10 protein-coding genes and 1 pseudogene are annotated in these 13,349 nt (G+C 46.7%); 10 read left to right on the forward strand and 1 reads right to left on the reverse strand.

Translation table 11 applies throughout. The features are described 5' to 3' along the window. Positions 1-8 precede the first annotated feature (8 nt). From IPJ71_16375 to IPJ71_16385, 3 genes are all read left to right on the forward strand, one after another. The gene (locus IPJ71_16375) at positions 9-833 is read left to right on the forward strand and encodes a purine-nucleoside phosphorylase (protein MBK7845232.1); all 825 of its coding nucleotides are present in this window, start codon (positions 9-11) and stop codon (positions 831-833) included. After that, positions 833-2,158, forward strand: coding sequence for an amidohydrolase family protein (locus IPJ71_16380; protein MBK7845233.1), 1,326 nt, complete (start codon positions 833-835; stop codon positions 2,156-2,158). Before IPJ71_16375 ends, IPJ71_16380 begins: the two co-directional genes overlap by 1 nt. 154 nt (positions 2,159-2,312) lie before the next feature. Beyond that, on the forward strand, positions 2,313-3,563 hold the full coding sequence (locus tag IPJ71_16385; GenBank protein MBK7845234.1) for a S8 family serine peptidase: 1,251 nt from the start codon (positions 2,313-2,315) through the stop codon (positions 3,561-3,563). 129 nt (positions 3,564-3,692) lie between these two features. Here the strand turns inward: IPJ71_16385 and IPJ71_16390 are convergent, their stop codons facing one another. After that, positions 3,693-4,505: a TIGR02147 family protein gene (locus IPJ71_16390; protein MBK7845235.1), complete on the reverse strand. Its 813-nt coding sequence runs from the start codon at positions 4,503-4,505 to the stop codon at positions 3,693-3,695. Positions 4,506-4,631: 126 nt separating this feature from the next. Between IPJ71_16390 and IPJ71_16395 the strand changes: the two genes are divergently transcribed. From IPJ71_16395 to IPJ71_16425, 7 genes and pseudogenes are all read left to right on the forward strand, one after another. Next, entirely contained in the window at positions 4,632-5,027 is a 396-nt protein-coding gene (locus IPJ71_16395; GenBank protein MBK7845236.1) for a hypothetical protein, read from the forward strand. A 34-nt stretch (positions 5,028-5,061) separates the two neighbouring features. Further along, entirely contained in the window at positions 5,062-6,447 is a 1,386-nt protein-coding gene (locus IPJ71_16400) for a hypothetical protein (GenBank protein MBK7845237.1), read from the forward strand. Between the two features lie 364 nt (positions 6,448-6,811). Next, a complete protein-coding gene (gene asnS, locus IPJ71_16405) occupies positions 6,812-8,101 on the forward strand; it encodes an asparagine--tRNA ligase (protein MBK7845238.1) in 1,290 nt (429 codons plus the stop codon). A 9-nt stretch (positions 8,102-8,110) separates the two neighbouring features. Next, positions 8,111-9,685 (forward strand): methylmalonyl-CoA carboxyltransferase, encoded by a 1,575-nt coding sequence (locus IPJ71_16410; GenBank protein ID MBK7845239.1) that lies wholly within the window; start codon positions 8,111-8,113, stop codon positions 9,683-9,685. An 11-nt stretch (positions 9,686-9,696) separates the two neighbouring features. Next, positions 9,697-11,200 (forward strand): annotated as a pseudogene (gene accC, locus IPJ71_16415) (acetyl-CoA carboxylase biotin carboxylase subunit). Between the two features lie 2 nt (positions 11,201-11,202). Then, the gene (locus IPJ71_16420) at positions 11,203-11,727 is read left to right on the forward strand and encodes an acetyl-CoA carboxylase biotin carboxyl carrier protein subunit (protein ID MBK7845240.1); all 525 of its coding nucleotides are present in this window, start codon (positions 11,203-11,205) and stop codon (positions 11,725-11,727) included. Continuing rightward, positions 11,724-13,343, forward strand: a complete 1,620-nt coding sequence (locus IPJ71_16425; protein MBK7845241.1) for a methylmalonyl-CoA mutase — start codon at positions 11,724-11,726, stop codon at positions 13,341-13,343. Before IPJ71_16420 ends, IPJ71_16425 begins: the two co-directional genes overlap by 4 nt. The last annotated feature ends 6 nt before the right edge of the window (positions 13,344-13,349 follow it).

A 13,349-nucleotide genomic window follows, 5' to 3' on the forward strand; every position in this document is an offset into this window, starting at 1 on the left:
GTTCATTGATGACATCAGGAGAACTAGACAGAATAAAAGAAGCGGCCTCCTTTATTCGCTCTAAAACGGACTTTTTGCCAAAAATTGGGATCACACTTGGGTCTGGTCTCTCTTCTTTTGCTGAGCAAGTAAACGAAAAGGTCGAATTTTCGTTCAGTGAAATTCCCCACTTTCTCCCCCCGACCGTAGATGGTCACCCGGGCAAGCTTGTTCTTGGTAGGATCGGCATGAGTACTGTCGCCGTATTTCAAGGTCGTATTCACTTTTACGAAGGTCATTCTCCATCTGAAGTCGTCTTCCCAACTCGAGTCTTGAAAGCAATTGGAGTGGAGACCCTGATACTGACCAATGCCGCCGGTGGTCTCAATCCAAAAATGAGTCCAGGGGATTTTATGGTGATAACTGACCACATCAATCTCATGGGATATAATCCTTTACTTGGTCCCAATCTCAATTCTCTAGGCCCGCGATTTCCTGACATGACAAATGTCTATCATCCCGACTTGAGAAAACGTCTTTGCAAACTTTTGAAAGAAGAAAATATTCCTTATCACGAGGGAGTGTATATCGGGCTCAGTGGTCCCAGCTACGAAACTCCCGCCGAGATTCGCTTTTTGTCTGGTATTGGCGGCAGTGCAGTCGGCATGAGTACCGTGCCCGAAGCCATTGCCGCCAGGCACATGGGCATGAAAATCTTGGGAATCAGCTGCATCACCAATTTGGGATCAGGAATTTCATCTACTCCTCTCTCCCACAAAGAAGTCACTGAAACGGGCAAAAGAGTCGAAAAGATTTTTGGCCGATTTCTTAAAAAATTCGTGGAGAATTTTTAATGCAGAAAGAGAACTCTCAGCTTATTCAAGGTGGACTCCTCGTTACGATGAACAAAAAGAGAGAGGTCTTAGCGGGAGACCTCAGAATAAACAAAGGCCGAATCAAAGAGATAGCTCCCCATCTCTCTCCCCTGCCTGGCGAAGTCATCACCGCCGCACGAGGTAATTTTGTCATTCCGGGACTCATTCAAACTCACACTCATGCCTGTCAAGCGCTGTTCCGAGGTCTTGCTGACGACCTCTCCTTGCTCGACTGGTTGAAAAAGAAAATCTGGCCCCTTGAATCTGCCCATAACCATTCCTCCATGACTGCCTCAGCACAAATTGCAATGCTTGAAATGCAGCGACTCGGGACTTCATCAATTCTCGATATGGGTTCGAGCCGTCACACCTCCGCAATTTTTGAAGTCGCTGATCAAATAAAAATGCGATACTGGGGCGGAAACTGTTGGGCCGACCTAAAATCTAGTTCTGGTCCGATTTACTTAGATACAAAGAGTTGCAAACAGGAATCTCTTCACTTAATTGAAGACTGGCACCATCGTTCTCCTTTACTAGAATACGTGATTAGCCCACGCTTTGGTCTTTCGTGTTCAGAAAGAATCCTCGATTGGGCCGCTGAAATGCAACGGCAAGGAAATTTTCTCATCCATACGCATGCCTGTGAAAATCGTAAAGAAGTTGAACTCATCAAGGAGCGCACTGGCTACTCAAATGTGGAATATCTCTTCAAGCTTGGACTTCTCAATGATCGATCCATTCTCGTACATGGGGTCCACCTAACAAGCGGAGAGGTCCGCAGAATGGTGAAGACAAAAACAAAACTCGTTCATTGCCCTAGCTCTAACCTCAAATTGGCTAGTGGGATCGCTCCTATCGAAGATTACCGCTCGAAAGGACTTGTTGTTGGGCTCGGGTCGGATGGAGCTCCATGCAACAACCTCATGGATCCCTTTATGGAGATGCGTCTTGCGGCTCTCCTACAAAAACCTCATTTTGGGCCTACGGCATTGCCCGCCCAAGCAGTTCTGGAAATGGCAACTCTTGCGGGAGCACAAATTCTCGGTCGGGAAAATGAGCTTGGATCACTTGAGATCGGAAAACTCGCTGATGTTGTTATTGTCGATCGGAATCATCCGAGCACCTGCACTGTTGATAATCCCTACTCGGCACTGGTTTATTCCTGTTCGGGAAGAGACGTTCAGCATCTCTGGATAAATGGAAACCAGATGGTTAAAGATTTTCAATCCACAATTCTCGATCAAGAAGAAGTGACTAAGAAAGCCAAACTAGAACTCAAAGCGCTTCTTCGACGAATTGACTGATCCCTCCTTCAATTTCGCTCAACCTAAGTCCAATTTGGTAGAAAATCTCAATTCTGGCGGATTCCCAGTCTCCCAGACTAACGAAATCAACGGGATCGATCCATAATTCAAATGAAGCCTGGTCATAATTTCCAAGGAAGGAAAACCAAGCATCATGAATGTCATCCTAGTGAATCTCACATTCGCCATGCTCTTTTTCCTTCTCATTTCCTGTGACAAGCCTCGATCCGAGGAAACTGTGTTTCCTAAACCAGCTGAGGAATGCAAACCTTCAGCAATAAAAGATCAGTACTTGGTCAGGTGGTCAAATGGTCAAATCACCAAAGAGGGGGGAGCAAGCCGAGATTCATTTATTCAAACTTTTCTCCTACCCAACATGAATAGAATTGATTTTGTAGAAAACGATCAGAGAATCCATTTGGATGACACTTTAGATAGTCTGGCGAGGCCCCTTGACGAAAATTCTGATTACCCGGACAACTGGGGAATTGAACGAATTGGTGCAGCACAATCCTGGGCAGCGGGTATTCGTGGCCAGGGAATTACCGTCGCCGTTATAGACTCAGGAGTTGACGTTGAACATCCAAGTCTCAAAAATCAAATCTATGCTAACCCCGGAGAATCGGGCCTTGATAGTTTAGGACGTGACAAAAGCAACAATGGCCTTGATGACGACGCCAACGGCCTCGTCGATGATATCAATGGCTATGATTTCGCTTTCAATTCAGAAATACTAAGCGATCATTCTTTTCATGGAACTCACGTTGCTGGCATTATTGCCGCTGAACACAACGATGTCTCTTATCAAAAGGGACACGTCCAGGGGGTTGCTCCGAGCGCTAAAATTCTCCCACTCGCCTTCATCGACTCTTCCGGCGGAGGCTCACTCAGTGACGCCATTCGAGCCATCGACTACGCCGTTCTGATGGGTGCAAAAATAATCAACGCCAGTTGGGGTGGAGCACCTTGTTCAAAGATCCTCGGCGCAAAAATATCGTCCTTGAACGAGCTTAACGTCCTCTTTTTATCCGCAGCCGGAAATCGGGGAGTCAACATCGATGAACAACCCGAATATCCAGCCTCGTATAATCTCCCATCTCAAATTACGGTGGGAGCAGTTGGCCCTCTAAATCTGATGGCCGATTTCTCGAACTATGGAGACAGAAATGTTCACCTCTTTGCCCCCGGCCTTAGAATTGTGAGCACCGTCCCCGGTGGCGGCTGGCGATCGGCCACTGGAACTAGTATGGCCACTCCCTTTGCCTCCGGCGTTGCCGCCCTTCTCTGGAGCTCAAGACCAGAAGCCACTGCGAGCGAGATCCGCGCGGCCCTGCTGGAATCAGTTGATAGGGACTCCTCTTACAGAAATTCCTCCCAAGGACGACTCTTCCTAAAGCAGAGATAATGGGGATGATCTGAATTTCTTATTTATACTTAAAAAGAGATTCTGGGATCGACTTGTCCCAAGTAAGCACCGGGAATGCCTTCCGTCGTCGAAAATTTTCAATGCCTATAATCCAAAAATGCCGTAAACCTAATATTCAAACCAGTCGATGTTCAAGCACCGGACCACTTCTGAAGGCGATTCGACTACAATTTTATTTGTCGCCTGTATGAAGTCGAGAATCAATTGCCTCAACCGGTCAGCGTCTGCGGCTGACAGCGACATTGGCCCCGTGTAGTACAAATGTTGTGGATCGCGAGCATCCATCTTCTGCATGCTGCGAAGACGCCAATTCTGATGATGTTTGATGACCAGAGGATGATCGGCACCGAGATGAGTGGCTTTGGCAAGCACCTCGTAACGTCCTTCCTTCAGTTTTATGAGACCTCGATCGGTCAAGAACTGGAGACTCAAACGCACTTGATTTATCGGAATCTGTAGCTGCATGGCGATGCTTTCTGCAGACTGAAAGGATGCCGTCGCGACCAAATTGCGAACGCCAGTATAAAGCCAGGTCGAATAATAGGTGGCCTTGTCTTCGGCACTGAGCTCTTTATCCCGCGCCACACGTTCGATCACTTTTTGAGCTTCGTTTTTCAACTCTTTCGCCTGGACTAGCAACTTATCCTGGAGTCGCTTCGAGCCAGCACGTTCCAGTTCGACTAACAGAAAAAAATAGCGTTCTTCTTTGTGACTGAAACCAAAGAAGGATGAAAGGTCTGCAGCCATTTCTAGACTGATATGCTTCTCCCCGCTAAACACTTGGCTGACCATGGTAGTGCTAACGTTCAGATGCTCAGCCATGCGCCGGAAGATTCCATAGCCTTTCTTCGGCTGGGTACCTACCCATCCGCGGACGAATTTCTTATATGATAAATAATTGTAAATAATCACTATTTTCATATTATAAACCATTTGGCTAATAAAATCGAAAACAATTAACTAAACACATCTATCGTCTACATGCGCAATGCATTAAATTACTGCAAGTGATGCGAATAAACGCATCCGAACTAAGGAGAATACGTTATGACAAAGCAAATTTTGGCCCTGGCACTTTTGATGGTCGGAAGCATCGCCCAGGCCGATAGTCTGGTGGACGATCTCAACGCCCAGTATGGCGAAGAGAACATCGCTGTGCTGGAACTTGGAGGGAGGGCTGTGGTGTGCGGTTATTCCGACGTTAACTCAGACGTCAATCAAGCACATTATGCCGACAATGTTTGCCGTTACTTTGGCTACGCTGAAGCAGTTGGACATAGATGCGGATGGGAAGCCGGTCGCGACACAAATTTCCCCCCGATAATATTAAGCGTCGATCCTGTATTTGGACGACCGATCGCCATTCCTTTTCGAGAAGAACCTGGCCGAAACTTGGGCTTCTACAGCACAGTTATTTGCTTACTTAAACCGCTGAAGCGCTAAATTGGCATAAGTGATGCAGAGCTCAAGGATCGGCATGAAATCAATAACCGCGGCGAAAATTTTCTTGTGGCTTGAGCTCATTTTGGCGATGGCACTTTCTACAGCAGGATGTGGACAAAATTCGGCATCTGGCCGTAAGTTTGACACTCCTGCTTCAGGCACAAAAAGTCCGGAAGCCGAAGCGCAAGCCCAAGGCACGGTCGATGGCGGCGGCGGAGCTGGCTTCAAGGGCAAACCCCTGGAGTCGTACCGCCGCAGCATCGAAGACCTGAGTCTATTCCCCGAATTCAAAGTCGTGGATGAAGTGCTGAAGTCTATCGAACGCGTGAATCCGGACCACGCCAAGATCTTTCGGCATATTGTCAGAGATAGAATGTGGCTGTTCTTGAACGAACCTGTTCCTAAGATCTCCGAATCCCGACAGGGCACACCCTACACCATTGACCAGTGGGCTGTGCAGAACAGTAAGGAAATCTGGATTTCCGATCAGTATCGCGGTGAGGATGCGGCAAAAGCGAAGATTCTGCTACATGAAATTCTGGTGGGACTCAAGATCATGCGTTTCCTTTCCTACAATGAATACTGTTATCAGTGGACGAGTGATCGTGCACTCTGCGATGCCGGCGGAAATAAAGTTTTAATACCTGACTACAAACTGACGGATTTGGACCACGCCGATGTACGTAACATGGACGAGTGGCTATGGCAGCATCACGCCACAATGAGTGCGGATGATTTCGGATATCAAATGCATGTCAAACAGTTTCAAGGGCCGAATTACAGTTGGAAGCCATTGTCTTCGTTTCTGTTAGAAGATCGTGTATTAAATCCAGTGATCGACCGTCTAAACGAAAGAACCCACGAACTGTTTACCGACTGGGGAGCAGATTTCGTGGCTAGAAAAAAATGCGTAATTCAATTCGCTCCCGATTTTCCGAATCGTCGGATGCACGTGAGCGTTGAAGTGAGGGAGCTGAAGTCGGGCAAAGTCACTGGCATCGTCAAATACGACCTGGAGTATGATCGACAGAAAGAACAGCACGCCTCACTGCGCGCGGGCGATCACGGACGCTCCCTGGGATGGTTCGCGACTGACGGCCATAAAATGAAGCGTGTGGGCGATAAAGTAACCAAGGTTTCAATCGAGTTGGTCAACGAGTCTGTCGTCGAATTCTATGGCGGGGAATCGCAGGTCGTAGAGGTTAAAGATGGAGTGCCCTCATCAGTCGGAGACAACCGAGGACCCAAAGGTACCTTCTGCGATGAAAGTCCGATTCAACTCCCTACCCAAATGTGGATATGGCTCGAGATGCGCGACAGCGATCGCGAACTGCTTGAACGTCGCCGATACAACGGAAAAACCTTGAGGGAGCTAGAGGACACTATCAGCCAGAGTCCCGAGTACAGATTGAACCCGTAAACTATGAACCAGTGACTCCCTTGAGCGATAGGCTAACCTTCCGCCCACTTGCATTTGCCAGGTGCTCTAGCCGCGCTGAAGAGGACTATAAAACTTCCTTTGTTTCTGTTGTTTCTGCCGTACCTCTAGATACCGACTTAAATTGTGACCCAACTTGGAATGAAAAGAAGGACACATTGAACTTGATCCAAAACAGCCTGATGTTACAGAATCAAAACCTATGCCCCCTTAAGGCCACATAACGCATCGCATTTAATGCGAAGCAAGGTGAAGCTCAGATTTTTGAGTGAACTTCTCAGAATGGGCATGATAGGAATCAAGCTTTGTTAATAAAACCCATTATTTATATGAGCAAATTTACACTATGAAGGTCTACATTTCTGATCTGAAAGATCACCTTGGTAAAGAGGTTGAGCTGAGAGGCTGGGTTTTCAATTCTCGCTCGTCTGGAAAAATAAAATTTTTGCTCCTTCGTGATGGCACAGGACTTTGCCAATGTGTTTACTTCAAAGGAGAGTGCGAAGAGGCCGCCTTTGAAAAGTTCTCGCAGCTGACTCAAGAATCCTGTGTCAGCATCAAGGGCATTGTTCGAGAAGAAAAGCGCAGTCCGGGAGGATTTGAGCTCGGGGCAAAAGATCTCACCATTATTTCTTTGGCGGCAGAATATCCCATCTCTCCAAAAGAACATGGTGTTGATTTTCTCATGGGCAATCGCCATCTTTGGCTTCGCTCTAGAAAGCAACATGCGGCTTTGCGCGTTCGCGCAGAGATCATCAGTGCTATCCGCGATTTCTTTGACGGTCGTGGATTTACCTTAACCGACGCTCCTATCTTTACCCCAAGCGCATGCGAGGGAACCTCAACTTTGTTTGAGACTCAATATTTTGACGAAAAGGCCTACTTGTCACAAAGCGGACAGCTCTACATGGAAGCAACCGCTGCTGCCTTTGGCAAAGTTTATTGTTTTGGTCCTACCTTTAGAGCTGAGAAATCCAAAACGCGTCGTCATTTGATCGAATTTTGGATGGTGGAGCCAGAGGTTGCCTTTAATGATCTTTATGACAACATGGAACTGGCTGAACAGTTTGTGGAATATATCGTACAAAGAACATTAAAGAACAAAAGTGAAGAGTTGGCCGTACTTGAAAGAGACACGACAGGTCTTCAGAAGATTCAGCTGCCATTTCCAAGACTTCATTATAAAGAAGCGGCCGAGATAATTTTGAAGGAAAATCCTGAGTTCGTTTTAGGCAATGACTTTGGAGGAACTGACGAGACCATTATCAGTTCGAAATTTAGCAAACCGGTCTTCGTTCACCATTACCCTTCGGCTATCAAGGCCTTTTACATGAAGGAGGATCCTGAAGAAAAGGGATCTAGCATGAGTTGCGATCTTTTGGCGACCGATGGCTACGGAGAAATTATTGGTGGAGGTCAGAGAGAAGAAAACATTGATATTCTCTTTGCCAAAATCAAGGAGCATCAACTCAACGAGAAAAACTTTGAATGGTACTTGGATTTAAGGCGATACGGAAGTTTCCCACACTCTGGATTTGGATTGGGAGTAGAAAGAACGGTTGCCTGGATCTGCGGCCTTAATCATGTGCGTGAGACAATTCCTTTTCCGAGGATGTATGGACGGTTTTATCCGTAGGGAGAATAAATGGAGCAATTGAATACCGAGTCACCATCGGCCACTTATCGTTTGAAACAGCTTGAAACTCGCAACGAAGAGGCTTTGCAAGGCGGAGGCGACGATCGTGTCGTTAAACATAAGGAGGGTGGTCGCCTCACTGCCCGTGAACGTCTGGACATTTTGCTAGATCCTGGAAGTTTTGTCGAAATTGACCGTTTTGTAACTCATCGTTGTATCAATTTTGGTATGAGCACAAAGAAGGCTCCAGGCGATGGGGTGATCACTGGCTACGGAAGAATCAACGGAAAAATTGTCTATGTCTACAGCCAGGATTTTACCGTTTTTGGTGGGAGCATGTCTCGGACTCAAGCCAACAAGATTTGTAAAATTATGGACCTTGCTCTAAAAAATGGATCTCCCATGATTGGTCTGAACGATTCCGGTGGGGCAAGGATTCAAGAGGGAGTTGAAGCTCTAGCTGGCTACGCTGATATCTTCCTTCGCAACGTCACCACCTCGGGCGTAGTCCCGCAGATCAGTGCAATCATGGGACCTTGCGCGGGCGGAGCCGTTTACAGTCCGAGCCTGACTGACTTCATTTTTATGGTAAAGAATTCAAGTTACATGTTCGTAACTGGCCCGGAGGTAATTAAAGCTGTCACCCACGAGGACGTGACCAAAGAAGCTCTGGGCGGAGCCGTCACTCATAGCCAAAAATCCGGAGTCGCTCATTTCGCAACTGAAGACGACAAGAATTGTCTTTTGATGATTCGGGAATTGCTGAACTTCCTTCCATCCAACAATTTGGACGACACACCCATTTTGCCTACGAAGGATCGGCCCGATCGCATCGAAGAGTCCCTTAATTCTCTTATCCCGGACAGCTCCCGAAAACCCTACGATATGTTATTGCTTATTCACAAGGTCGTCGACGAGAGCTATTTCTTAGAGGTTCAACAACATTACGCACAAAATGTTATTATCGGTTTTGGACGTTTTAACGGCCGCTCAGTTGGCATTGTTGCAAACCAACCTAAAATTTTAGCTGGCTGTTTGAATATTCAGGCGAGCATTAAGGCTGCTCGCTTTGTGCGTTTTTGCGATGCCTTTAATATTCCTATCTTGACCTTCGTTGACGTGCCGGGATTCTTGCCGGGAACAGATCAGGAATGGAATGGAATCATCACCCATGGAGCTAAGCTGCTCTATGCCTATGCCGAAGCCACAGTGCCAAAAATTACAATTATCACGCGCAAAGCCTATGGCGGAGCATACGACGTGATGTCTTCCAAACATCTTCGTGGCGATGTGAATTTCGCCTACCCAACCGCTGAGATTGCGGTCATGGGCGCTGATGGAGCTGTTAACATTATCTTCCGCCAAGCTATCAAAGAAGCCAGTGATCCCGAAAAAGAGCGTCGTCGCTTAACCGAAGAATATGAAACTGCTTTTGCAAACCCCTATGTTGCAGCGGAATTAGGATATATTGATGAAGTGATTGAGCCTGCCATGACTCGAAAGCGAATTATCGATTCTCTTGAAATGTTGAAGAACAAGCGAGACACAAATCCCCCTAAAAAGCATGGCAATATCCCTCTATGAGGAAACCAACTATGTTATTTAAAAGAGTACTTATTGCAAATAGAGGCGAAATTGCTATCAGAATTATTAGGTGCTGTCGAGAGCTTGGAATTGATACTCTCGCCGTGTACAGCGAGGCAGATCGAAACAGCGCCCACGTATTGCTCGCGGACCGCGCTATTTTAATTGGTCCGGGCCCTAGCAAGGACTCGTACCTCCGAAGTGACAAAATCATAGCTGTCGCAAAGGAGTTTGGGGCGGATGCCATTCATCCCGGCTATGGATTCCTTAGTGAGAATGCCGAGTTTGCTCGTCTCGTTGAAAAGGCGGGAATTACGTTTATCGGGCCAACCCCTGAAAATATCGAAGCCATGGGAGACAAGCTTGCCTCTCGGGAACTGATGAAGGCAGCTGGGGTCCCAACTGTCCCCGGATCAGCTGGCGCGATTGACAACGAAAAGCAAGCTCTCTTGGAAGCCGAAAAAATAGGCTATCCCGTCATGATAAAAGCTTCGGCCGGAGGCGGTGGGAAGGGAATCCGAGTGGCCCACCATCCAGATGAGTTGCCCGCGGCCTTTCGCACCTGTCAGTCCGAAGGAAAAAATTATTTCAAAGATGATCGAGTCTTCATCGAGCGCTTCATTCAAAATCCAAAGCACATTGAAATTCAGGTCTTCGGAGATAAATTCGGGAACGCCGTCCACATGTTCGAACGAGAGTGTTCCGTACAAAGACGAAACCAAAAAATTATCGAGGAGAGTCCCAGCATCGCCGTGCCTCATGAAATTCGAGAAAAAATGGGTGCGGTGGCTGTTCGAGCAGCCAAGTCGATTAACTACGTCGGGGCCGGTACAATAGAATTCATTTTTGACAATAACACCAAAGAATTTTTTTTCATGGAGATGAACACGCGCTTGCAAGTTGAACATCCCATTACAGAAATGGTAACTGGAATTGATTTGGTCCAGGAACAGCTTCTGGTTGCTGCCGGCCAAAAATTGTCCTTCCGTCAGGAAGAAATCAAACAGAACGGACATTCGATTGAACTCCGGATATGCGCTGAGGATCCAATTTCTTTTGCCCCTTGCCCGGGAACGATTCGTAAGTGTCGAATTCCTCAGGGGCCCTTTGTTCGAGTAGATGGTTATGCCTACCCAGGGTATGAGATTCCCATTTACTACGATTCCATGATCGCAAAGTTGGTTGTTTGGGGACCCAATAGACAAACTTGCATTCGCCGCTTAAAACGAGCCCTTGCAGAATTCATGTTAACTGGCGTGAAAACAAACATTGTCCTTCACAAGAATATTCTCGAGCACCCCACATTCTTAGATGGGAGTTACACAACTCAGTTCCTGGATAACCAAATGAAGGGTCGCGAACAAAAGCAGCTATTTATGTTTGTTGATGAGCATGTTTTTTTTGATTTCGGCAGCTATCACTGCTTATATCGATAGCAAATCGCGCAATATCGGTGAATTTAATTTAGCCAGCCGCTGGAAAGAACTGGGACGTTCCAAAAGCATGAGGATTTAGATATGTACTTCGAAGCAGAAAGCAATGGAATAAAATACGAGGTCACCGTCACCGAAAGTCGTCATTGCTGGCAAGTTTCTGTCCGTGAAGGAACCTCTGACTGGATAAATCACAAAATCCCCAAAGTGGACTACCAATTTGCGGAGGACACTATCAGTTTATTGTTTAACAACAGTTCCTATCTCGTGGATTGCATCGGTCAAGACACTGATTATACAGTGTTCACGCGCGGGACCTTTCGAAATATTAAAATTTACAACGAAGAAAAGCTGCTTCATGAAAGCCTCAAGGCAGGAGGATCTTTTGGTGGGGGGGTTACTCTCGACTCAGGAATGCCAGGAAAAATTGTCAAAATTTTGGTAGCGGAAGGATCCATTGTTCCGGCGGGTACTCCCCTGCTGATCATGGAAGCAATGAAAATGGAAAATGAAATGCGAGCTCCTCGTGAAGTTCAAATCAAGTCCATTGAGGTAAAGGAAGGCGAAAACGTCGACAACGGAACCGTACTGATTCGTTTTGAGTCATGAGCGAACTCAATAAAGCTGATAAGGGCAAATCGACATTTTTCAATTCCAGTCGAATAGAACTGAAGCCCTGTTACAATCAGAGCGACCTCGCACCGCTAGATAAGAATGAATCTGATTGTTCTCTTCCAGGCGAATATCCCTTTCCTCGCGGAATTCAACCTAGCATGTATCGAGGCCGCCTCTGGACCATGCGCCAGTACGCAGGCTTCGGTTCTGCCCAAGAAAGTAATCGACTTTACAAGTCTCTGCTCGCTAAAGGAACTACCGGACTCAGCATTGCCTTCGATCTCCCAACACAAATGGGTTACGATTCAAATCATCCCATGGCAAGCGGCGAAGTTGGAAAAGTAGGCGTGGCCATTTCGACCATTGAGGACATGAATATACTTCTTGAAGGAATTCCCCTCGAAGAAATCTCATCTTCTATGACTATCAATTCAACTGCCGGAATTCTACTTGCTTTCTACATTGCGATAGCCAAACAAAGAGGCTTTTCTTTAAACAAACTCCGTGGCACGATACAGAACGACATACTCAAAGAGTACATAGCACGTGGTACCTACATCTATCCTCCTCAGCCATCCATGCGAATTATTACAGATATATTTGATTATTGTGGGCGGGAAGTTCCGGAATGGAACACAATAAGCATATCGGGATACCATATTCGCGAGGCCGGGGCCACAGCGGCCCAAGAGATTGCGTTCACTCTTGCCAATGGAATTACCTACGTTCAGGCAGCCTTGTCTCAGGGGCTCTCTGTAGATGATTTTGCTGGACGACTGAGTTTTTTCTTTAATGTGCAAAATAACTTTTTTGAGGAAATTGCGAAATTTCGGGCGGCTCGGAGATTGTGGGCAAAGATCATGAAAGAGCGATTTGGAGCTAAAGATCCACGTTCGATGAAGCTCCGATTTCACAGCCAAACAGCAGGAGTCACTTTGACTGCCCAGCAGCCAGAGAACAATATAGTTCGAGTTACACTCCAGGCTCTGGCGGCTGTTTTGGGTGGAACTCAAAGCCTACACACAAACAGCATGGATGAGGCATTGGGTCTGCCCACTGAAAGCGCAGTCACTATTGCCCTTCGTACCCAACAAATTATCGCACATGAATCCGGAGTCACTGATGTAGCGGATCCCGTGGGTGGATCCTTTTACATTGAATCACTCACCAATCAATTGGAAACCTTGGCAATGGGATATATCGATCGCATCGAAGCATTGGGAGGTGTGATAGCCTGCATAGAGTCCGGTTGGATTCAAAATGAAATTCAAAATGCTGCCTACAAGTTCCAACTCGATGTTGAGAGTGGAAATCAAAAAATTGTGGGAGTTAACTGCTTTGAGACGTCGGAGCAATCAAAAATTGAAACTCTGAGAATTTCAGATGAGATCTCCAAGGACCAGATCTCCAGGCTCAATATTTTTCTTAAAAAAAGAAATGCCTCACTTGTGAAGACATCGCTGGAGAGAATTCAACTTGCGGCTCAAGACAGTCGCCAGAACCTCATGCCCCTATTTGTGGAGGCAGTTGAAAACAAAGTAACTCTGGGAGAAATTTCTGACACCCTCAGAAAAGTATTCGGCCAATACAAGGAGACTTTGACCCTATAGATTCTG

The organism is Bdellovibrionales bacterium (assembly GCA_016714165.1).
GTDB lineage: Bacteria > Bdellovibrionota > Bdellovibrionia > Bdellovibrionales > UBA1609 > JADJVA01.

Excerpts from the sequence above, each read along its gene's own strand:
- IPJ71_16400 (MBK7845237.1), top strand. The coding sequence starts at position 5,062 with ATGAAATCAATAACCGCGGCGAAAATTTTCTTGTGGCTTGAGCTCATT.
- asnS (MBK7845238.1), top strand. The coding sequence starts at position 6,812 with ATGAAGGTCTACATTTCTGATCTGAAAGATCACCTTGGTAAAGAGGTT.
- IPJ71_16385 (MBK7845234.1), top strand. The coding sequence starts at position 2,313 with ATGAATGTCATCCTAGTGAATCTCACATTCGCCATGCTCTTTTTCCTT.
- IPJ71_16380 (MBK7845233.1), top strand. The coding sequence starts at position 833 with ATGCAGAAAGAGAACTCTCAGCTTATTCAAGGTGGACTCCTCGTTACG.
- IPJ71_16390 (MBK7845235.1), bottom strand. The coding sequence starts at position 4,505 with ATGAAAATAGTGATTATTTACAATTATTTATCATATAAGAAATTCGTC.
- IPJ71_16395 (MBK7845236.1), top strand. The coding sequence starts at position 4,632 with ATGACAAAGCAAATTTTGGCCCTGGCACTTTTGATGGTCGGAAGCATC.
- IPJ71_16420 (MBK7845240.1), top strand. The coding sequence starts at position 11,203 with ATGTACTTCGAAGCAGAAAGCAATGGAATAAAATACGAGGTCACCGTC.
- IPJ71_16375 (MBK7845232.1), top strand. The coding sequence starts at position 9 with ATGACATCAGGAGAACTAGACAGAATAAAAGAAGCGGCCTCCTTTATT.
- IPJ71_16410 (MBK7845239.1), top strand. The coding sequence starts at position 8,111 with ATGGAGCAATTGAATACCGAGTCACCATCGGCCACTTATCGTTTGAAA.
- IPJ71_16425 (MBK7845241.1), top strand. The coding sequence starts at position 11,724 with ATGAGCGAACTCAATAAAGCTGATAAGGGCAAATCGACATTTTTCAAT.